The following is a 22,315-nucleotide window of genomic DNA, read 5'->3' as shown; positions in this document are numbered from 1 at the left end:
GGATGCGTGGGCAACGCGTTTAGCTAACAAAGAAAATCCGCAACGAACTGAACTCAATGCCCTAAATATTTGGGGCATTTTTAGGGCTGAAAATGGGTTTTAAATTTATACCTTGGTGCTTTCATACTGAACCCAACTGAATGTTGCAATCAGTTCCCGAGGAGGGGGCCTAAGCTGGAACCCCAGAAATTTCCGCTGTGTAAATGCGCCAACATTCGAACCAGTCTGCACCATTACTTACGCGGGTTATCAGTGCTGTTGTCCGACGGCTGGCGCGATTTTATCCGGAAAAAGAACCTATACATGATCTCGCAGTGAGGCTTTCTGTCCCTAGCGATTGATACCTATTTCTTAGTCAGCCAGGGAGATGTAGTGCTCCAGAAGATGATATCTGCGCCAAGATAATTGTCGGCAAATTGTACAAACTCATCCTTGCTAAATGGCTTACCCGTATTGGGGTTCTTGTAGGTCAAGGTCGGCTCCTGCACTGCCATGGCAATGAGTGCTAGCTTACTTTTGTATTTGTTGAAGAACGGATATGAGTTCTTCATTTGCGCTTTGCGGTTGGGAACAATATCTGGGCCGCCAAGTCCAATATTATTGGCACTCGCGAACTCAAACAGCCGGCCCATGTAATTGTGGTCGTTGTTCCATTCGCACGGCCAGAAATTGACATATTGCACCACATGGGATTTGGTGAACACCTTTCGCGCAAAGGTGAGATTTTCCATTTCGCCTGCAAAATAGTTATCGCAGGAAAATCCCTCGGGTAGCTTTTTCTCGTCAAGATCAATGGCTGTTTCGGGTAGGTTCACACCATAGACTCGACCATCGAAACGCTCTGCAATCGCTGCCAACAGAGCCTGATAACGTTGGCGCACAGCAGGATCCCATTGCTGTGCCACCCAACCCGAACCACTCGGCTTTCCTTCGCCAGGATTATCAAATTGTGGCGATATCCCCCCACCGTATCTGGCATCATTCATCAGATAATCAGGAACGTACCGGGCATTCTGTTCGAAAAACCGATCCTGGATCTGGATGAAAAGTTTTTTATTGGCTACCTTAAGACGAGCCAAGTCCTTCTCAATCTGCGAGAAGTTGTATTTGTTCTTCTCAGGTTCGAGTGAACGCCAATTGTAAACGATCTGCGCACCGCCAATATCGCTACGTGCGATAATGACTGATGCCGCTTCGAGGTCGCCAGAGCTGGTATAGACAAAATTTTCTGGCATTTTAGCTAATATGGGCAGTGTCGCAGTAAGCAGTGTTATTGCGACAGTGAGCCTAATGCTTTTGGTCACGAGATTATCCCTTTTTGAAGGTTCGGTTAGGGGGACATGACTTTTACACGTCCCAGACTGGTGAGTTATCAATGTGATATAAACCCACAATCAGACCCAGCCAAGCAATTTTTCCCCATCTGGACGCAGCTCCCCATTTGGGGGATACATGTCTGTAGCGAGTTTCATGGGGATCACTGAATAATAGATGAATAGCCTAAGTTTTCATTACAAAGCCATTTTTTTGCAATAAATTTGGTTCAATCATGATATGTTTGCAAAATTAATCACTCGCGATTGCACGGGAGACATCGACTATGTTGGACAAGTCTGCATTATTACGCGTTAGCGCGCTGACGGCATCCTTGATGCTGGTTGCCTGTAACCAGAATTCCGGTGCCAGCACTGCTGCGGTTGGAAATATACAATCCCGCGAGCAGGCGGTCTTGCCGACCACGGCGATTGAACAGAATATACCATCGGCTGTGACAGTCGCGGCTGAAATACCGGCGGGATGCCGGATCCAGTCATCCGGCGAGTGGAAGGCATCTGTATATGCGCAGCCGCCCAGGCTTATAGTGTCAGGCGAGGTTGAAACTTCTACCGGTGGATATGAGGTCATGCTTGAGCGTGGCGGGGCTGGTCTCAATCCAGCTATCGTAATGATGGAACTGAAGGTCGTCCCGCCGCCCGCCGACGCGATGGTATCGCAGATGATTACACCCCATTCGGTAAAGACTGAAGTACCTGACATGAGTCGTGACCTGACGCGAGTTGTTATCAACTGTGGTGGTGGAAAGCTCGCGGAGATAGCAGAAATCTCGGTGCTGAACTGAGCAACCCATTGAATGATGTCGCGGGAGCTGTGGCCAATTTGACTGTGCATTCGCTGAGCGATTGTGAGGTGGAAGAGTTCGGTTTTGCCCCGCGCGCAGCTGACACGCACGTTCAGGGCTATGGTCTGCGTGTTGGAAGGATTTAAATGCAGTGCCACTGCCCTGCTCATAGATCACAATATGTGACCGCACTTGTTTGAAATCCTTCGAATTAACCAACCGGCGGCCAATGTTTTGCCATTGGCCGGTAATGCCGAAAGAGCTGTGTTCCGTGGCAGTGGTGGCCCAGCGCCGCCTCGGCCCTGGGATACGTATCCAGCTACGCCTGCCCATTTTCGCTGTCAAAGAAGGCCTTCACTGTTCCCAGACTCTGATTACCCATCGAAGCATATTTGACCAGTGATTTATAGCGGTCCAGGTCGCCACGGACCTGAAGTTGCTCAAACAATGCGTTGGCTTCTGCAAGCAATAGCGGTTCCCGCTTTTTCTTCTCCCGCACAGTTGCTTTCAGTACTTTATTTCTGGTCACTATGTCAGCAAGCGTTCGCCGTCCTTGTTCCTTCCAATTTCCAGTTGCTGCGCGAACATCGTTTGGAACCAGGCCACAGGCATATAGCACTGATAGATCACTTGCACACTGCCATCCGTTCTGCTCGCCAGTGTCCACGTCGTCTTGTCACACACTTTGCGGGTATCCAGTACCTCCTCCATGAGACGCGAGTCATTCGGGGAGGCAGTCATCGCGCGAATGGTACCTTCCTGTTGTAATCGCTGGCTCAAGAGATAGCGGGTCAAAATGAAGACATTACTAACATCGGGGTGTACTAATCAACGGGGAGTAGGTCATAGGGGATGCAAGCAGGCTCCAGAAACTGCCAGAATAAAGTTTCATAAAATGGTTTCTACATAGTCGGTACACCTAAAGTATTATGTATTAATACCCTGAATAAAATGCAAAAAACTTGATTTATAAGAATCATTCTGTATTTCTATACATAAGATATACTTATCTCTATTTGCATAATAACTATATTTTTTATTAATATAATCACCAAATGCAGCCATTCTTTTTCAGTGCCCAATGATTTTTAAGAACATTCCCACTCCATAATGCCTAACAGTTCAATTGCAATATTAAAGGCTTTGCTTTTGGTTTTAAATCCTGCTCTAAAATGAAATGAAAGTTATATAATTCATTTTTTTTGATTGGTTCGGGATTTAATTTTTTTAAGTTAAAAAGTTGTCGGTGTATCTCTTTTTTAAACAATGTTTTATAGTGCTTAACTATTTTTAAAAACCAATCTCTGGTCTGAATGTTTTAATTCAGCTTCTTTCCTTGCTATCTGAGGGAGGAGGTAAGGTGTATGTATGCAGAATTTTTCTATTGTCGTTAATAATAAATACTTAGAGTTAGGTCTATTCGAATTGTTAAATCATGTATTACAAAAATCTGGCTATGAAGGTGCTGTTAATGTAGAACCTCAATTTTACTCTGAAAATGAATTTTTATTCATAGATGTCAGTAACATTGACCGATTTAATGTATTGAGTAGTGCAGCTAATAGTATTTTATTTGATAAAGTATTCATCATAACATCTAGGTATGATTATGATTTTAATCGTTTTTTCATTGAGATGGAAACAAAAGGAAAGGTTACACTTCTCTGTTTTGATGATCCATTATCTATTTTAGAAAAAAAATCATGTCAGTCCTTAAGCGAAAGAAAAAGTATACCAATCAGTTAAGTTTTTCACTTGGTGATTTAACATTAAATAATTACATAAAAAAAATAAATCTAACAAAACAAGAGGTTATTATAATCACTTATTTTAAGTGTGGTTTACCCGGACATGCTGTAGCAAAAATACTAAACAAGAGTGAAAAAACAGTAAGTGCTCAAAAGAGATCGGTAATGAAAAAAATTGGGGTGAGAACTAATGCAGAGTTATTACAAAAACTCCAAATAAATTAATAATTTATTTGAAAAAAATACATCTTGTGGGAAATTTCCTACTAAATTCATCCTTTTCGCCTATATTAATATCTATATGTATTAAGTAGATTCAGGATATCGAATAGCTTAAAAGCAGTAATGAGATATTCTAATTTTTCCTGTGAATATTAAGTCATACCTATTTATAGGTATGACTAATTGTCAGGCCTAAATCTAATGAGAGTACACCATGAATAAAGTATTTAAAGTCATTTGGAATAGTGCCTTAGGCCGCTATGACGTTGCATCTGAAATCTCTAAATCAGGAAAAAAACTAAGTCACTTTGCTCAGGAATTGTCGATACAACCTTAGGTTTAACAACCCCCTCTCGCCTGAGCCAGATTGCAATGACCTTGATGTTTACATTAGGGGCGAGTTCTGTCTTTGCCGCAGATATTAGCGTACCGGTATTTACGCCTGATGTAGAATTTGAACAGACCTTCACAGGGACTGGCAATACCTTAGTAGGCAGTTTTAGCAATATCGCTAAGGGAGATATTGGTTTTAAAAACAGTAAACTGGGTGATATTCCCCCGGGGAACTTCCTCTATGGTGCTGAGAATCTGATCAGTAAAAACATTTTCAACTTAGGTGAGATGGTTACTGAAACTTTCCTTGACCCGAAAGGCACTGGCGCATTAATTACTATTAATGTGTATAGCAGTACTGCGATGTCAATTAAACCGCTTGCCGATTTTGTGGTACCTGTTTCTTATGCGGTTGGTGAAAATGGCCAGTATGTGAATCGCAACTTATTCCATGTGCAGGATAGCAGTGATCTGACCGTGGCTGTCGGTAGCACGGCCGCAGGTTGGGTTAATGACAGCAATAACTATTTTAACGCCATTCTTAAAGGCAGCCTGAAAAGTGAAGCGGCGACAACAACTTCTTCAGGATTCTATGTTGACTCTACTACATCGGCCCAGAATACAGTCTTAAATTATAACGCCAAAACTGTAGTCAACCTGGGTAATAACAATAATAACATTCGCGATAGTAGTACCGCGGTGGCCAATTCGGTGCTTGATGACTTCGTCGGTACCTTCACCAGTCCCTATTTAGGGGCCCAAAATGTTCAAAATTTTGCTGATTTCCAAAAATACAACAATGACTTGATTGCAGGTATTAAAAGTGGTGCGATCGTGCTGGACAGCAAAGGTTATCAAGCCGAGCTGGCGCGGGCCTATTTCACTAACGGTTCCAATACTTCACCAAAAGTCACCCCGATCTATCTTGATATGGGGATTGATGCTAATGATGCCGTAAATCACATTGTCGATTCTGACCGTGTTGCCTTTATTCATGGTGATGGTCAGCATGCCATTGTGAATATTGGTGCTGATGCCAATATTCAGGCGTTCAATACGGATATTTCACTGGTGCGGCTGGAAGACGGTGCAACCCTGAATAACGCCGGGACTTTGGGGTCAACTTCTGCAACAGTTCGTGGTACCAATATTATTTTTGCCACTGACAGTACGGTTATTATTGACACTACTGGGGTACTGGATGCAGGGACTAATCCTGAGATGCTGGACTTCAAGCCCACACCTACCTCAACATTGCCGTTGTACATAGCTAACGGCAGTCATACCGCTATTTTAGCTAATGGAGCTTCGTCAGTTACCAACAATGGTGTGATTAATACCGCTTCTCGTGGGGCAAGCGCTTATACTCGCGCGGCGGTGATCGATGGCAACTCATCCTTCGTCAATAACGGCGCGATCAATATTGCTTCAACTATCGATTTGTCTCCTGCAGCAGGTTATTTGAATGAGGGGGTGAGTGTTCAGAAAGGCTCTACCTTTGAAAATAACGGTACCGTCTATGTGGGCCGTCAATCACAACGTTCGTTAACTGACGTGGTCACTGACCTGGCCATTAAGACTCAGTCTTATGCCGTTAGATTACTGCAAGATACCGTTAACTTGAGCAATATCGCCACCTTTACCAATAGTGCGACCGGTAAAATCGTGATTGGCAGCAAAACTGAAAACTCTACAGCTATTGCTGCACAAGGAGCGAGAACAGTAGTCAATCAAAACGGCACTATTGAGCTCAACGGTGCTGGTGCTGTATCTGGACAAAATGCAGGACAGAATATCGGTATCTCTTCCAGCGCTAACGCCACGAATATCTTCAATAATGGTGATATCGTTATAAATGGTATCAATACCGTCGGTATTAAAGTACTGACCAACAGTTCAGCCACTAACGCCGGTAACGTTTATGTAAATAACGGGCTTGATGCTGCCACTAAACTGGCGAACTACGGTATTCAGGCGGTTGGTGCGGGCGCGGTGGCTAATCTCTCTGGTGAGGTAAAGCTGGCGGGCGATGGGGCTATCGGGGTGGTTGCTGAAGATAAAGGTACCATTAATGTCTCCGGTACCGGCCAGGTTGAGTTTGTCTCCGGCACCAAACAGGTGGGCTACCTGATTTACGGTACCGGCTCTAGCGTCAATAACATTGCCACGGGTGATGAAACGGTTTCAACCGAAGGCTCTACACTGTATCGCGTTGATAAGGGTGCCAGCTTTATCGGGACCACTGCCTCAACCATGAATGCCACCGGTAAAGATTCTTCTCTTATTCAAGTCACCGGTGTTGGCAGTACATTTAACTCCGGCGCGTTAGATATGGTCCTGTCTGGCGAGGGCTCTACTGGGGTAAAAGTCGAGGGGGGCGCCAGCGGCACCATCACGGCAGATGCCAGCCTGGAATTGAGCGGTGATGGGGCTACTGCCGGGATCGTCGATGGCAACTACTACGGCCTGGATGGTATTGCCACCGGTGCTACCGGAAAATCTGTCTTAACCAGTTCGGCGGTATTGACCACCGGTAACACCGCGTCTGGTGCCTATGGCTATATCGCCCGTAATGGCGGTGAGCTTATCCACAATGGCTCCATTGATTTTACACAAGCAGGCAGTACTGGCGTGCTGGTAGACGGCGGGATTCTGACCAACCAAAACCTCATCACAGTCAATGGGACTGCGGTCAATATTCAGGGCGCTAACTCTACCGTGAATAACAGCGGTACCGTCAACGCAACCGACGGCACCGCCGCTTATCTGCTGGGTGCGGGGGCGAGCCTGACCTTATCCGGTAACGGTGAAACCAAAGCGGGCGGCACTGCCCATGGCGTACTGCTTGATACCGGTGCCACAGCACTGACCGTGGATGGCGCAACCATCACCATGACGGCGGGCGGTACAGGTAATGCGATTGAAAACAAAGCGGAAATTACCGGCATTCAGTTAAAAGACACCACGCTGACGGTGGGTAATGGTGCAGGTATTCGTACCGGTACCTCCCTGGCGGCAACCAACTCTGGCACGATCAATGTCAACGGCAGCGGTACCGGTATTCTGTTTGCCAACACCGGCGACACCATCACCGATAATACGCTGGACATGTCCGACTCGGCCGGTCTGGTGATTAACGTCAATTCAGCCGCGGGCAAAGGGATTGTCACCAACTCCCGTCAGGATCTGAAAACCGGTGCCAGCGTAAACGTCAATGATGCCGCAGGCGGTGCAGCCCTGATTGTCAAAGGCACTACCGGCCGTGTCGAGCAGTCCGGTAACCTGATATCAACATCACTCACCAGCCCGGTGGTGGACATCAATAACGGTTATGTCACCAGCTTCGTCAACAGCGGTACCATTCAAGCCAACAGCGCCACCCAGCAGGCTGTCGTAACCAATACTGGGACGGGTCTGGCCTTTACCAACCAGACGGGCGGCACCATTGTCGGTCAGGTTAATCTGTTAACCGGCAACAACACTGTGACCCTGATGCAAGGCAGTAACGGCACTGACTTCACCACCGGCAGCGGCGATGATGCCTTCATTCTGAAAGGGCTGACATTAGCCGATACCGGCGTGTTTAGCTCACTGAACGGCGGTACCGGCAGCGATACGCTGACGCTGGACAGTTCGCTGTATACCCTGAGTGATGCTGATGCTATCCAGAATATGGAATACATCAACCTGATCAATAACTCGACGCTGACACTGGACAATGTGCTGCTGGCGCTGGGTGACAGTCAGGATGACAATGCCAACACCGGTTTTAATCTGGGTGACGGCAGTCTGCTGCAGGTTAATAACCTGAATGCCGTGAGCTTTAACAGCAAGTTGAACGGCCTCGGCACGATGGCCGTTAATACCGCCGGTAATGCCTTTGATTTTACGGCCAATGCGGCACAGAACGCCTTTAACGGGGTACTGGCATTAGGTCACGCCACCTTTGAACTGGCGGCGGATAACACGGCAGCATTAGTGAATGCCACCCTGAAACTGGGCGCGGACAGTATCACCACCGTCGGTGACGGTGTGCAAACTATCGGTGGGTTGGCCTTTGACGGCGGTACGGTGAAATTTAACACCGGCACTCCGGGTGAGACGGTGGCGAAAAGCACTATCCATACCACCAAAGAGATGAACCTACTGGGCACCGGGACGGTGGTGGTGGACATCGACAGCGTCGACAACAGCCAGACGCCGGTCAATCCTGTGCTGCCCATCATGGAGCAGGATGACGCCAATACCCTGCTGCAACTGGCGGTGAGTGATGTGGCCGTGCAAGGCAATGGCGGCAATCTGGTGCTGAAAGACCAGAATGGTAATGTCATTACCGATGCCACCACGGCCGATATTGCACAGAATGGCACCACGGTCGCCAAAGGCACTTACGATTATCGCCTGAGCAGCGGTACGGGTAACGACGGTTTGTATATCGGTTACGGCCTGACCGAAGTTGAACTGCTGGGCAGCGGTGCAGATGCACTGGCGCTGTATGCCACCAATAAAACCGGTCCTGCGGCGGATTTGAGTGCCAAAGTGACGGGCAGTGGTGAGTTGGCGATTGATACCAGTGCAGGAAATACGGTAACACTGTCCAATCTGGACAATGATTACACCGGTTCTACCGATGTACGCAGCGGCACCTTGCAGATGCTGAATGATAATGTGTTGGGGAATACCTCGCTGTTATCACTGGCAGCAGATACCGCCTTTGACATGAAGGGTCACAGCCAAACCGTGGGCGAACTGAACAGTACTGCGGGCTCAACGGTTGATCTCAATGGTGGCAGCTTAACCTTGAGTCAGGGCGGTGTGTCTGAGGGTGAACTGACCGGCAGTGGCGCGCTGACAATTGCCGCCAATGTGCTGAGCGTTAAGGGTGCCAATACTGGCCTGAGCGCGGTGACCACCATTGCCAGTGGCGCACAAGCGTTACTGAACAATGCAGCGGGTCTGGGCGATGGCAATATCGTTAACGCCGGTCTGCTGACACTGAAAGGGGCTGCGGGCCAGTTAGCAAATGCTATCAGTGATGCCGGCAGTGTGGTGCTGGAAGATAGCAGCGACATCACATTGAGCGGTGATAACAGCCTGTTCAGCGGCCTGTTTGCTATCACGAACGGCAGCCAGTTAACTGCTTCTCAGGCAGAACATCTGGGGACGGCGGCGGTCACCAACGACGGCGCATTGGTGCTCAATAGTGCGAGTGACTGGTTGCTGGCCAACAGCATTAGCGGCAGTGGCAGCCTGACTAAAAACGGCAACGGTACGCTGTCATTGACTCAAACGGCGGCCTATACCGGCCAGACAGATATCAATGCGGGTGGCCTGATGTTAGGCAGCAGTGCTGACCCCATGACGCTGGCAAGCCAGCAGGTGAATATAGCCAGCGGTGCCTTTATGGGCGGTTTTGGTGGCGTAGCGGGCGCGGTTGATAACCAGGGCGTGCTGTTTGTGGGCAACCCAACGGCACCGGTGGTACCGGCGATGGGACGTCTGGCCCCGGCCAGTAACATCTTTACCGTTGGCACTGACTTAACCAACAGCGGCACGGTATTTATCGGTAACAAAACCAGTGACGGTACGGGCACCACCGGTAACCAGTTAGTGGTCAACGGCAACTATATTGGCAACAACGGTCTGCTGCACTTCAACACCGCGCTGGGTGACGATAACTCGGCCACCGACAGCATGATTGTGAACGGCAACACCAGCGGCACCACCAATGTTAGTGTGGATAATGCGGGCGGTACGGGCGCTAAAACCTTAAACGGTATTGAGCTCATTCAGGTGAATGGTCAATCCGACGGTGAGTTTGTGAACCCTGGCCGTATCGTAGCGGGTGCATATGATTACTCACTCGTACGTGGGGTGGGTTCAAACGCCAGTAACTGGTATTTGACCAGCCTGAGTAATTTGCCGATTGATCCAGAGAACCCGGTTGATCCAGAAAATCCAGTGGGTCCAGGCGAGGAAACTAAACGTCCTGAAGCCGGCAGCTACACCGCGAACCTGGCCGCAGCCAACACTATGTTTGTGACGCGTCTGCACGATCGTTTGGGTGAAACACAGTATATCGACGCCCTGACTGGCGAGCAGAAAGTGACCAGCATGTGGCTGCGTAACGAAGGCGGACATAACCGTTCACGTGACACCAGTGGTCAGTTGAAAACCCAAAGCAACCGCTATGTGATGCAATTGGGTGGCGATATCGCCCAGTGGAGCAACGATGGTCTGGACCGTTTACACCTGGGTGTGATGGCCGGTTACGGTAATAGCAAGAGCGACACCCACGCGAAATCGGGCTATAAGTCGAGTGGTTCGGTTGATGGTTACACCGCCGGGGTGTACAGCACCTGGTATGCCAACGACGAAGACAAGTCGGGCTTGTATGTTGACGGTTGGGCGCAGTACAGCTGGTTTAACAATAGCGTGCAGGGCGACGGTCTGGCGACGGAAGAGTATAAATCGAAAGGGATCACCGCGTCGGTCGAGAGCGGCTACACCTTTAAAATCGGCGAGAATAAGTCTAAGAACGAAACGTACTTTATCCAGCCGAAAGCCCAAATCACCTGGATGGGTGTGAAGGCTGACGAGCACCGTGAAGCAAACGGTACTCAGGTGAGTGGTCAAGGCGACGGTAATATCCAGACCCGTCTGGGGCTGCGTTCTTATATGAAAGGCCACCACGAAAGTGATAATGGCAAGGATCGCGAGTTCCAACCGTTTGTGGAAGCCAACTGGATCCACAACACCAAAGATTTTGGCACCAATATGAACGCGGTTGAAGTGAAACAAGCTGGCGCGAAGAATATCGGTGAACTGAAAGTGGGTGTTGAGGGGCAATTGAACAAGCAACTGAATGTCTGGGGTAACGTTGGCCAGCAATTGGGCGACAAAGGTTACAGCGATACTGCAGTGATGTTAGGGGTGAAATACAACTTCTAATAAGAGTGACACAAGCTGAATAGTGGCACTTCGGTGCCACTATTCATCCACCGAAAATAAGTTATAGTCCATTTTTAATATAGATAGAATAGTAGAGAAAGGATGCGTCGTATTATGCGGGTTATTATTTCAGGCTATTGTAGTTTGACACGCTTTTCACTAGAGATAATCCTTAAAGAAATAATGTCAATCCAAAAAAACAAATAAGTATTAATGCAGATAAATATGTATTGATAGATAACAAATATATAAAAAAAGATGAGAGAGATATATATATCCTGGATGTAGATAATAGCTCTCTTTTTGATTCATTTAAAACCATTGAAAAAATAAGGAAGTCAAGTCCCCTTTCTTTTATTATAGTGCTTGGTAGAAAAAATGAAAAGATGGGAGGCTATAGCTATTTGTCCGTTGTGGCTGATTGTATACTTTGTAAGACAGCATCTATAAAAACAATTAAAAACATGTTAATTGTTTTTTTAACTTCAAGTGAACCTCCTAAAAAATTTCATCGAACAAAATTAGTCAAAAAGTTAATTAGTTACTAAATCCAATACGGCACTATTGCAAAAATAAGATGATGGTAAGATAAATCTCCATTTTGGCCGAAGGAGTAAAGCACGACCCCATTCACAGGTCGGCATTTTCAGAGTGCTATTATTCTCTGGTCTGTACGCTGGTACTAAAACTGTGCTTAGTTGTTAATTCTGATTTGGGAATCATGACAATTAAATAAGCATTACAAAGCCATGCGAAGTAAATAAGTTAAGTTCTCGCTGGATTTGAAAGTTATCTTTTAAATTTACAGGGAATGTTTTGCGCGGGTATAGAAAATATAAATAATAAAAACAATGCATTTTTAATAAATATATTGTTTGAGGCGAGGTCAATGAAACCTAATAATCTACGTAAAGAAGAAGTCATGGGCATATTGGAAGAAACTTGTAATGTTCTGAAAGAACAGTTTGGTGGATCTGTCCCCCCAGTGGGCAGTTGGCCAAAAACCAGAGAGTTGGCTGATAAAGCGCATTTGGATATTTATACTGCAAGATTAGTATTAATGAAGTTGGTTGATGAGAACAGAGCCAAGATGTCTGAAACTAAAGTGTTGAATTCATTACGCTGGTTTATTACTCAGACAGCAGAAGAATAGAGGCGACGATCCCATGGGCTTGTTGCAAATAATGAGAGCCGGTGACTCTCCTCATCGATGGGTGGGATAATTGGCCCTGTCGCATTAACAGATCGAGGTCGGCAAAATAGCACTGCCTATTTTTTTATAGCGGCCAACAGATAAAATTGTTCTGCCGGTGACAATCCGTCGCCAGCAGGATGATGAAGTTGTCCTTTGCGTATCATCTGTACCAGCTCAATACCCGCCAACAAGGTCTGTGCCCGTCGAAAGGAGTTGAATCCCAGCATCGTGCGTATCCGACGTTTGATATTCCGGTGATCTTGCTCGACAAGGTTGTTCAGGATCTTACTTTGCCTGACGGTAATCGCTTCCTCATCGGGTTTGTCGGCATTGAGCGTGGGCAAAGCTGCGGTGTTAGCACCACTTTTATCGATAGTGACTACCTAGGGTTTATCCTGGTGACGAATGGCCTTGCCGAAGAAACGCAGGGCTGCGGGGGCATCACGTTTGGCGGTCAATAGAGCGTCGATAGTCTGGCCATTGGAGCCCACAGCATGACACAGGTATTTCCACTGGCCGTAAACACCGACGTCCCACGCTGCGCTTGTGCCGACTGAAAGCCTTATATAGCAAAGGGGTTCCAGCGATACAGGGTAGAATGGCCAACGATAATACCGCGTTCTGCCATCATCTCTTCTAGGTTGCGTAGACTCAGGGCGTAAGCGAGATACCAGCGAACACATTGGGCGATGATATCAACGGGTAGTGCAGACGTTTGAAGGCTTTTCTTATCAGAGACATTTCAAATAACACCTTAAAACTGTATGTTAACCGACGACAGCTTCATGCAACAGAGCCACTTAGCTTCCACTGGGCTAACCAGCAGAGCCAAAACAGTTTAAAAACATAACTTCACTTAGTCATTCATCCACAGTTCGTGGGGAAAATAAGAATACGTCGATCTTAAATATAGCTATTTATACGGGACGTATAAAAGTTTAACTAGTGCTTAGTGCAGAGATTGGAATTGTCTGAATTATTATCTAATAGCCATTATCCTATCAATAAGTGAAATTATTTCATGTTGAGTGTAGTGCTTAACTTTCCAATGGAGGGTAATATACGACTGAAATTTAGCTTTGTAATTTAAACTCTAGTTTTAAATTAGTCGCGTTCTTTTTGGTTTTTATATTTTACAATTTAATTGGATGAAAAAGAGGCAAGGATGAGAGGGTTTTTATTATCACTTTTAGTATCTGGTGTAATTATGGGGACAATGGCTCCAGTTTTTGCTCAGAACGTTCCTTTTGATAGTAGCGGGAAAATGGGGAAAACTGGCTGGACGTCCTGGAAAAGAGTGGTTTTATCGAAAAACATGCCACTTATGAGATATTGTAGTCGCGACTATTACAAAAATGGCCGTTACGTTACGTCACAAAATAAAATAGTACGCATGTATCAATTTTGTTGAGCAACGAACAGTTGAACGAAGTTAACCATTATTTATTATGGCATCATAAGTAGATATATTAATTAAGGATGATTTTTAATGAAAAATAAACTGTTATCCATTTTAATTTCTGGGATGATTTTTGGCATCGCTGCATCTGGCCCTGCCTACGCACAAAATGTTCCGTTCAATGCTGGAGGCGGTGGTAAAACCATCTATGGTCCTTGGAAAAAGGTCCAGAATGGGTTTATATCAATTACGTGCTATCGAACAGTATATTATAAAAATGGTAATACTGCTCAGCAAAGTAAATGGATTCCATTTGGTACAAAATGCTAATCAAATTTAGTATTCACTGATGTTTTATAGAAAAATTTAATTTCAGGCCATCGTTCAATGACGAAGGCCTTTACTCCATTGAATTTTGGTACTTTTATATAAAGTCCCCAATCACGGTATTTCAAATAGCTTTCCAGTATCACATCTCTTTTTATCTGCTTTCAGATTGTCAGAATTTGCTTACCTGAGCGGCTGTTGTGTCGTTGAAGGGGTCCGCTTGATGGTTAGGAAGTTGGATCCATTTTTTTCCCTTAGGTCAGAATCAAAAGAGGGGGACTGGGCCATGAGTTTCATCAGATCAGGTAGCGTGAGGTTGACGATTGATTTAAATAAACACCATTTTGATAACCAATCCAAATTTCAGGCAGATCTTCCCTATGCTGCCTATCGTAATCATCGCTCTGTTTTGAACTCCAGCCGACGTCGGGGCAACAACTCTTCTGCCCGGATACCGGCCCACGCACTGTTAAAAACCATCCGGCTATCACACAGTACACACTGGTACGGATCTACATTCGTAAATTGTTTCATCAGCGACACAAAGCCCAGCTTCTGCGGTTTTTCCCTTCATTTCAATCCCCAGTGCAGTATAGGGTTGTGCCGTATTAACGTAGGCTAGTCAGCAAAAGTTGCGCTGCCGTGTTGGTGCCACTTTTATCAATGGTCACTACTTCCGGTTCGCCGTGATGTCTAATGGCCTTGCGAAAGAAACGTAATGCGGCTGCGGCGTCTCGCCTGGCGGTCAGCAGGAAGTCAATGGTTTGACCCGCAGTATCGACCGCACGGTACATATATTTCCACTGACCTTTGATTTTTATGTAGGTTTCGTCCATGCGCCACCGACGGTCCACTGTGCGCTTATGCCGACGAAACGCCTTATCCAACAACGGCACCAGGCGGATAACCCAGCTAACCCAGCGGTGAAATGTGGAAATGGTCAACGATAATGCCGCGCTCTGCCATCATCTCTTCGAGATTGCGCAGGATCAGGGTATAAGCGAGATACCAGCGAACACACTGAGCGATAACATCAGCTGGGTAATGCAGTCGACGGAAGGCGTTTCGGATTAGAGACATGGGCAGGTAACATCACAAAAAAAAACAGCATGTTACCGGACTGCACCTTAATGCGACACAATCGTTTATCACCACTGGATATTTGCAACAGTGCCCAATGGTTCAACAACTAGAATAGGTAGCCATAAAAGTAATGGCTACCTATTCTAATTAGGTTAAATCACTTTAAGTTAAATGAATAGCTAATTTTTATCACTAAGTAAGTTACGATAAATAAGGCCGCCTATAATGCCGCCTAATATAGGCATTATCCAGAACAACCATAATTGCTGTAATGCCCAACCGCCCTGGAAAATAGCCACTGCCGTACTACGTGCAGGGTTAACGGATGTATTAGTAACTGGAATACTAATTAAATGAATAAGTGTCAACGTTAGGCCAATTGCCAATGGAGCAAATCCAACCGGAGCTCGTTTATCGGTCACTCCGTTAATAACGATAAGGAAAAATGCCGTCAATACTACCTCAGCAACAATGGCTGCCTGCATAGAGAAGCTACCGGGAGAATATGCGCCGTAGCCGTTTGAGGCGAAACCATTTACTGATGCATCAAAACCAGTTTTACCATTGGCTATAAAAAATAGAATAGAGGCCCCAATGATACCACCAATGACCTGAGCAAAAATATAAGGGGCTATATCTTTAGTTTTAAATCGGCCTCCAGCCCATAAACCTAAAGTAACGGCTGGATTAAAATGCGCTCCGGAAATATGCCCTACGGCGTAAGCCATGGTTAAAACAGACAAACCAAATGCCAGTGCTACACCAGTAAAGCCGATACCTAACTCAGGGTACGAGGCCGCCAATACAGCACCCACCAAATACTAACCAAAAAGTACCAAAAAACTCAGCAGCTAACCTTTTAGACATGACTACCTCATAATATCAACGACATTGAAATAAATACAAAAAGTATCAGTAATTACATACCTCTATATTGTGTTTTTACTAACATAGAGCAATGATTAATACGTCATCTAAAAACAATCTATTTAGACGAGGAATTAAATTATTAATTTTCATAAAATGGAATAACTTACAATATGAACATTGTATAATATTCATATTGATTGTCTTTAAGGATTCTCCTATAATTAACATGATATATCATGTTAATTAATATTCAGAAAAATTTAAGCGTTTCATAAGCTTTATTAACTTATAAGGTAGTAGCCTTAACAAGGCAGTCTAGGAAAATGTCAGTATTGCTGAATTTTTCATCAATCATCTTTGATCTGGAGGCTCAAAACACCACTATTCTGATCAGTTATGTCGCATTAACAGATCGAGGTCCGCAAAATAGCACTGCCTATTTTTTTATAGCGGCCAACAGATAAAATTGTTCTGCCGGTAACAATCCGTCGCTAGCAGGATGATGAAGTTATCCTTTGTGTATCATCTGTACCCGCCAACAACTGTATCTGGCAGAATATTTAAGGCACTGTTGCAAATAGCCCGTTAGGGTCAACACTCCCTTAGGCTAAAAAACATTAGAGGCTGAAAACGTAGTTCACCAGACGCACTTCGCCCTGAGGATGACCATAATACCAAGGTTCAGCCTGACCTTTACGCAACGCATTCATCACTTCTATACCCTTGATCGTGGCATAAGCCGTTTTCATGGATTTGAAGCCTAACATCGGATTGATTATCCGCTTCAGCTTACCGTGATCACATTCAATCACGTTGTTGAGATATTTCACCTGACGGTGCACCACGTTTGGCGGGCATTTACCTTCCCGTTTCAATAACGCGAGCGCTCTGCCATAGGTGGGTGCTTTATCTGTAATAATGCGTCGTGGCTGTTCCCAATCCCGTAAGTTACCTAATATCTTCTTCAAAAGTCGATAAGCCGCTTGGGTATTACGTCGAGACGAAAGATAAAAATCAATCGTTCTACCGTGGCTGTCTACGGCCCGGTACAGATAAGCCCATTTGCCACCAATTTTGACGTAGGTTTCATCCAGATGCCAGGGACGAAGGTCGGTCGGATGACGCCAGTACCATCGCAGGCGCTTTTCCATTTAAGGTGCATAGCGCTGAACCCAACGATAAATCGTGGTGTGGTCAACATTGATACCCCGTTCAGCCAGCATTTCCTGGAGTTCGCGATAGCTGATGCCGTATTTACAATACCAGCGAACAGCCCAGAGGATAATGGCACTCTGAAAATGCCGACCTTTGAATGGGGCCATACGCTACTCCTTCAGCCGAAATGGTGCTTTAGCTTATCATCACAAGATTTTTGCAACAGTGCCATATAGATAGCCTCAGACTGGCGTTGGAAGAGACTTTTGAGAGAAAAGAGGTTTTTTTTAAAAATCGGCATAACAGAAAGAAAAAATTACCGCTTTCCTTAACAGAATATTGACAGGTGCGCTGAAAAACTGTCAATTTCCTCCGCCTTAAGACACAATAAAACCGAAGTTTGTCATCGACATTCTCCGGTTTATTGTTCCCCTATGTTCAACCAAGGTGTAGCAGTTACAGCCTACTTTCACGATGATGATTCGGGTACTTTGTCATGCCTGTTAAAAATCTTAGTTCTTAACAAGCAGGTTATGAATTTGGTGCCCGGACTCGGAATCGAACCAAGGACACGGGGATTTTCAATCCCCGTGTTGAAAACGGTTAAAGTTTCACCTGATTTTACTGTTACCCAAATGACAAATTCGGGTAACAAATATGCATGTAATTTCAATCATCTCTACCAAAGGCGGCGAAGGGAAATCGACCCACGCAGCTAATCTCAGCGGCTTCTGTGCCGATGCCGGTCTCAAGACTCTGTTGATCGACGGTGACTACGCTCAACCGACAGCCTCAAGTTATTATCACCTGCAGTATGAAGCCCCCTACGGCCTGTATGAGTTGTTAATGCAGACGGCTGATCTCAATCAACCTCAACAGCTTATTTCCCATACCAGTATTGCCAACCTTGATCTGATTATCTCTAACGATCCCCACGAACAACTCAAAACAGCCATGATGCATGCCCCGGATGGCCGTTTTCGTCTGCGCAATTTACTGCAGCACCCTCTGTTTACCGACTATGACGTGATTATTATTGATTCACAGGGTGCCCGATCCATCATGCTTGAGCTGGTCATGCTGGCAACAAACCATACGGCGCTAGCCATGATCAAGCCGGTGGTACCTGATGTGCGCGAGTTTTTACGCGGCACTATCCCGCTGATGGAGGGATTATTGCCTTATAAAGACTTTGGTATCGCATTGCCTCCGGTGAAAATTCTGGTGAATTGCATGGATTACACCGTTCTGGCAAAAAAAGCGCTGGCAGCGATAACGCAGATTATTGATGAAGGTACATACAGTTCCACAGGTATCCCGGTCAGTATGCTGGCAACGCAAATCTACGATTTAGACGTTTATAAACTGGGACACAGTTTGTCTCAGCCAGCACACCGACTGGAGTATGAAACTGACCGTAAAACCCCGCCTGCAGCACAGTCTATATGTGATCTGGCTTGTGAGCTTTTCCCTGAGTGGAAACCCCTGTTTGATGATGTTCTTGCTCGGGAGATCCGCGTATGAATCGCAATCAAATTTGGCGGGCTGTCGCTTATTCCGTTGATACCTATAAGGGACACGATGAGGTTCATGTTTTCGTCGATGCTCCTGATTACGAAACAGCAAAAAGCCGGATTTATGAGCGTCTGGCTGATGAATGGGAACTGGCGAGAGGTTTTATCGAGTTTTGCAATCTGTGGAGTGAATCGGAACTTCGTGATATGGCCGTGGGCCCGCAAGCGCCAGTTGGGCTTCCGTTGCTGGAGTCTGGCGCGAGTTATGATCGGGAACCCTTGATTCTGGTCGCTTCCTCCCGACTCCGTGAAGTTCTGGCGTGTGCATTGCGCGAGGTTCAGATTGAGGAGGCTCGCCATGCGTAGCACTGAACAACAACGGGTTCTGCCACATTCATTGGAAGCCGAGCAGTCTGTCCTGGGTGGCCTGATGCTTGAGAATGACCGTTGGGATGAGATTGCGCCGATCCTGACGGCAGACAGCTTTTACTCACGACCTCATCAGACGATATTTGCAGCCATGCAGGCGTTGCTTGGCCGTAATATGCCCATCGATCTCATCACCTTATCAGAAGAGCTTGAGCGTGTCGGGCAGCTTGATACTGTCGGAGGATTTGCCTACCTGGCTGAACTGTCTAAAAATACACCGAGTGCGGCCAACATTGTGGCTTATGCACAATATGTCTCTACAGGTAAGCAAAAACGCCAACTGCTGGCGTTAGGGCATGATATGGCCGGACAGGCCGAAGATGGCCGCACGGATGTGGCTTCCCTGTTGGAAGAGGCAGAGCAGCGTCTCTTTGATATCGCTGGACTACAGGCGTCCGGTAAACCGTTTGATCTTATTGCCTCGTTGGAGACCTATCTTGACCGTCTGGAGCTTCGTTGCAGCAGTGAGGACCTGATTACCGGCACCCCAACACCTTTTGAACAACTCAACGGGATGACCAGTGGATTGCAGGACAGTGATTTGATCCTGCTAGCGGCACGTCCCTCAATGGGTAAAACCGCGCTGGCTCTGAGTCTATGTGAAGGTGCTTTGGGGACTCGAAAAGACAAATCGGTGCAGATCTACAGTCTGGAAATGCCTATCGACCAGCTTTTATCACGGTTTATTGCCATGCTGGGACGTGTCCCTTTGCAAAACCTCCGCAACGGCAATATGGGTGATGAAGAATGGGCCAGGGTAGGGGACGCGAACAAAGTTCTCCTTGAGTGGAAAGATCGTCTGGTTATTGATGACGACAGTTTTATGACCCCGTCAATGCTGCGCTCCCGAGTACGTAAAAACGTACGTAAATATGGAAAGCCGTCGCTGATCCTGTTGGACTACCTGCAATTGATGCGTTGTCCTGGTCAGGAAAATAGGACACAGGAAATTGCCGAAATTTCGCGTTCGCTGAAGGCGCTGGCGAAAGAGATCGGTTGCCCTGTTGTTGCCCTTTCGCAGCTTAATCGGGCTCTTGAAAATCGGCCAGATAAACGTCCCAATAACGGTGATCTTAGAGACTCCGGGGCATTGGAGCAGGATGCAGACGTGATCATGTTTATCTACCGTGATGAAGTTTACGACGAACACAGCCCGGATAAAGGTGTTGCCGAGCTGATTATAGGTAAGCAGCGCAATGGCCCCATTGGCACAATAAAAGTGAAGTTCCACCCTGAAATCACCCGATTTGAAGATTTCTCGGGAGGCCGCTATGACTTCTAAAAAGGTGCAGACGTTGGGGGAACAATTGTTGCAACGGGGACGTTCGCCAGCGTCCGGCGCAGTGGCCGTCTTGCCGGTCAGTGAAATACCAATGGTATTAATGTTGGATCAACTGCGGCCCAACCCGGATAACCCGCGCACCACTCGTAATCCCAAGTATGACGATATCAAGGCATCTATCCAGGCGCGTGGGCTGGATTCAGTACCAAAAGTTACGAAAAACCCCGACAGCGCCGACGATGTGTATATCTTCAGTGATGGGGGTAATACACGCTATACGATCCTAATGGAGCTATGGGAAGAGACCCAAGATGAGCGTTTTCGCCGTATTCAGTGCATTTTCAAACCGTGGCCGGGGCGGTTGAAGTGTGTCATTGGGCATTTGGCTGAAAATGATGTTCGGGGTGATTTACTGTTTATAGAAAAAGCGTTGGGTATCGCCAAGGCGAAATCTATTTATGAAGAGCAAATAGGAAAGGCAATTTCTCAGCGAGAGCTGGAGTTATTTTTACGTACTGAAGGTTACCCTGTCAGTCAATCAAGTATTAGTAGGATGGAGTATACCCTCGATAATTTATATCCTTATATGCCTGGTTTATTTAACTCAGGAATAGGTCGCCCCCAGGTTGCTCAACTTATTACTTTGCGAAGTGCTGCACAAAAGGCGTGGAATGCTTTCTCTATAGAGTCTTCAGTATCAAGCAGTTTTGATGAGGTGTTTGGTGAGGTTTGTCGTTCTTTAGATGATCCAGACCATTACACCTTGGAAACGTTCAAAGACGAGTTGATCGCTGCATTACTCCAAGCAATGCCTAACTCGGAGATTACGTATGACCGCTGGTTAATCGAACTCGACCCTAAAGAGCAGAATCGCCGGAAACTCTTCGGTGAACCCGCACCTCTACCACAACATATTATCAATGCAGATAAAGGCACGGAGAATGAGGGAGGAACCCCCGCTGCGTCTTCGCTTGCTGTTCCTCCATCTGATGATAGTCAGATTAAAGAAAAACTTCCGATTGTACATCGCCAGCCCGATGCCGTTATCTCTCTGCAGGATGTAAAACCTTCAGTAGCTGTTGATGCTGATACCTCCGATCACGAGCAGTGCAAGGAAGAAGAACAGCTTGATTTGTATGGCCTGCCAAATGAGTCTCGGGAGTCAACATTACCGGTGACTTTCCCACCTTCAGCCTCATCTGGTGCTGTACTGCAGGATGATAACCCGTCTTCTGTACTGGAAAGTGCAACCTCAGATTCTTCGGTTTCATTCGCCAATACCGGTTTAGAGCCGGTGACGGATATTTGGCATATTTCCGCCTTGCAGGACGATATTGAGCATTTGCAGGATGCCGCTTTTCGTCTGGCGTTTGAGCTGGCTGAAGTGCTTGAGGCCGAGCAGGAAATCTGTGAAGACAATGCGCCTGGCTCGGCGGGATATCGCCTGCAGGTGAATGTTCACCAGGCATCCCCGATAACGCGTTTGCTGGCAGGGATATCAGGTGATGCTGCTGTTTCACTCTCTGCGACTGAACTGACCAATATCGTCATCGGTACTGAGCAACCGGCAGACTGGCCGTTGCTGGATGATATTCAAGTCGTGAAGTTTTTACGGTTAATACGCGTGATACGGCGCTTGCGTGAGATCCAGCGCCAGTCACAGCAGTATCAGAATGGGGAGGAATAAG

General features: G+C 46.4%; 13 protein-coding genes and 5 pseudogenes. 12 read left to right on the top strand and 6 right to left on the bottom strand.

Annotated features, from left to right (window positions below; translation table 11 throughout):
• Nucleotides 1-344: 344 nt before the first annotated feature.
• On the bottom strand, nucleotides 345-1,235 hold the full coding sequence (locus tag ACWJJO_RS18775) for a hypothetical protein (RefSeq protein WP_372569913.1): 891 nt from the start codon (nucleotides 1,233-1,235) through the stop codon (nucleotides 345-347).
• 365 nt (nucleotides 1,236-1,600) lie between these two features.
• Between ACWJJO_RS18775 and ACWJJO_RS18770 the strand changes: the two genes are divergently transcribed.
• Complete coding sequence (locus tag ACWJJO_RS18770; protein WP_083162636.1) at nucleotides 1,601-2,119, top strand: hypothetical protein; 519 nt, start codon at nucleotides 1,601-1,603, stop codon at nucleotides 2,117-2,119.
• 319 nt (nucleotides 2,120-2,438) lie between these two features.
• Here ACWJJO_RS18770 and ACWJJO_RS18765 read toward each other — a convergent pair whose 3' ends face one another.
• Entirely contained in the window at nucleotides 2,439-2,648 is a 210-nt protein-coding gene (locus tag ACWJJO_RS18765) for a hypothetical protein (protein ID WP_083162638.1), read from the bottom strand.
• 839 nt (nucleotides 2,649-3,487) lie between these two features.
• On the opposite strand from ACWJJO_RS18765, the gene ACWJJO_RS18760 reads away from it, so the two are divergent.
• The 6 genes and pseudogenes from ACWJJO_RS18760 (at nucleotide 3,488) to ACWJJO_RS18735 (ending at nucleotide 12,526) form a co-directional block, all read left to right on the top strand.
• Nucleotides 3,488-3,865, top strand: coding sequence for a hypothetical protein (locus tag ACWJJO_RS18760; protein ID WP_481091385.1), 378 nt, complete (start codon nucleotides 3,488-3,490; stop codon nucleotides 3,863-3,865).
• Nucleotides 3,823-4,092: a helix-turn-helix transcriptional regulator gene (locus tag ACWJJO_RS18755; protein WP_481091384.1), complete on the top strand. Its 270-nt coding sequence runs from the start codon at nucleotides 3,823-3,825 to the stop codon at nucleotides 4,090-4,092. The genes ACWJJO_RS18760 and ACWJJO_RS18755 overlap by 43 nt, the downstream gene beginning before the upstream one ends.
• Nucleotides 4,093-4,303: 211 nt before the next feature.
• Nucleotides 4,304-4,387: pseudogene (locus ACWJJO_RS18750) on the top strand (ESPR-type extended signal peptide-containing protein); the annotation flags it as partial.
• A gap of 74 nt (nucleotides 4,388-4,461) precedes the next feature.
• Nucleotides 4,462-11,373: an autotransporter outer membrane beta-barrel domain-containing protein gene (locus tag ACWJJO_RS18745; RefSeq protein WP_481091383.1), complete on the top strand. Its 6,912-nt coding sequence runs from the start codon at nucleotides 4,462-4,464 to the stop codon at nucleotides 11,371-11,373.
• 230 nt (nucleotides 11,374-11,603) lie between these two features.
• Nucleotides 11,604-11,921 carry a hypothetical protein gene (locus ACWJJO_RS18740; RefSeq protein WP_481091382.1) on the top strand — a complete coding sequence of 106 codons (318 nt, stop codon included), beginning with the start codon at nucleotides 11,604-11,606 and terminating at the stop codon, nucleotides 11,919-11,921.
• Between the two features lie 341 nt (nucleotides 11,922-12,262).
• Complete coding sequence (locus ACWJJO_RS18735) at nucleotides 12,263-12,526, top strand: faeA-like family protein (RefSeq protein ID WP_083162648.1); 264 nt, start codon at nucleotides 12,263-12,265, stop codon at nucleotides 12,524-12,526.
• 116 nt (nucleotides 12,527-12,642) lie between these two features.
• On the opposite strand, the pseudogene ACWJJO_RS18730 reads toward ACWJJO_RS18735, so the two are convergent.
• Nucleotides 12,643-13,309: pseudogene (locus ACWJJO_RS18730) on the bottom strand (IS6 family transposase).
• A gap of 748 nt (nucleotides 13,310-14,057) precedes the next feature.
• On the opposite strand from ACWJJO_RS18730, the gene ACWJJO_RS18725 reads away from it, so the two are divergent.
• Nucleotides 14,058-14,297, top strand: coding sequence for a hypothetical protein (locus tag ACWJJO_RS18725; RefSeq protein WP_083162650.1), 240 nt, complete (start codon nucleotides 14,058-14,060; stop codon nucleotides 14,295-14,297).
• A 614-nt stretch (nucleotides 14,298-14,911) separates the two neighbouring features.
• On the opposite strand, the pseudogene ACWJJO_RS18720 reads toward ACWJJO_RS18725, so the two are convergent.
• The 3 pseudogenes from ACWJJO_RS18720 to ACWJJO_RS18710 form a co-directional block, all read right to left on the bottom strand.
• Nucleotides 14,912-15,374 (bottom strand): annotated as a pseudogene (locus ACWJJO_RS18720) (IS6 family transposase); the annotation flags it as partial.
• A gap of 182 nt (nucleotides 15,375-15,556) precedes the next feature.
• Nucleotides 15,557-16,244: pseudogene (gene aqpZ / locus ACWJJO_RS18715) on the bottom strand (aquaporin Z).
• A gap of 620 nt (nucleotides 16,245-16,864) precedes the next feature.
• Nucleotides 16,865-17,569: pseudogene (locus ACWJJO_RS18710) on the bottom strand (IS6 family transposase).
• Between the two features lie 490 nt (nucleotides 17,570-18,059).
• On the opposite strand from ACWJJO_RS18710, the gene ACWJJO_RS18705 reads away from it, so the two are divergent.
• Genes ACWJJO_RS18705 through ACWJJO_RS18690 form a run of 4 tightly spaced genes read left to right on the top strand, consistent with a single transcriptional unit; the run spans nucleotide 18,060 to nucleotide 22,314 of the window.
• The gene (locus tag ACWJJO_RS18705; RefSeq protein WP_481091381.1) at nucleotides 18,060-18,926 is read left to right on the top strand and encodes a ParA family protein; all 867 of its coding nucleotides are present in this window, start codon (nucleotides 18,060-18,062) and stop codon (nucleotides 18,924-18,926) included.
• Nucleotides 18,923-19,282 (top strand): hypothetical protein, encoded by a 360-nt coding sequence (locus ACWJJO_RS18700; RefSeq protein ID WP_481091380.1) that lies wholly within the window; start codon nucleotides 18,923-18,925, stop codon nucleotides 19,280-19,282. The genes ACWJJO_RS18705 and ACWJJO_RS18700 overlap by 4 nt, the downstream gene beginning before the upstream one ends.
• Nucleotides 19,275-20,627 carry an SPI-7-type island replicative DNA helicase gene (gene dnaB-PI, locus ACWJJO_RS18695; protein ID WP_481091379.1) on the top strand — a complete coding sequence of 451 codons (1,353 nt, stop codon included), beginning with the start codon at nucleotides 19,275-19,277 and terminating at the stop codon, nucleotides 20,625-20,627. Before ACWJJO_RS18700 ends, dnaB-PI begins: the two co-directional genes overlap by 8 nt.
• On the top strand, nucleotides 20,617-22,314 hold the full coding sequence (locus ACWJJO_RS18690) for a ParB family protein (RefSeq protein WP_481091378.1): 1,698 nt from the start codon (nucleotides 20,617-20,619) through the stop codon (nucleotides 22,312-22,314). Before dnaB-PI ends, ACWJJO_RS18690 begins: the two co-directional genes overlap by 11 nt.
• Nucleotide 22,315 lies beyond the last annotated feature (1 nt).

The organism is Yersinia antarctica, assembly GCF_056636475.1.
This window is presented reverse-complemented; position numbering and strand designations above follow the sequence as displayed.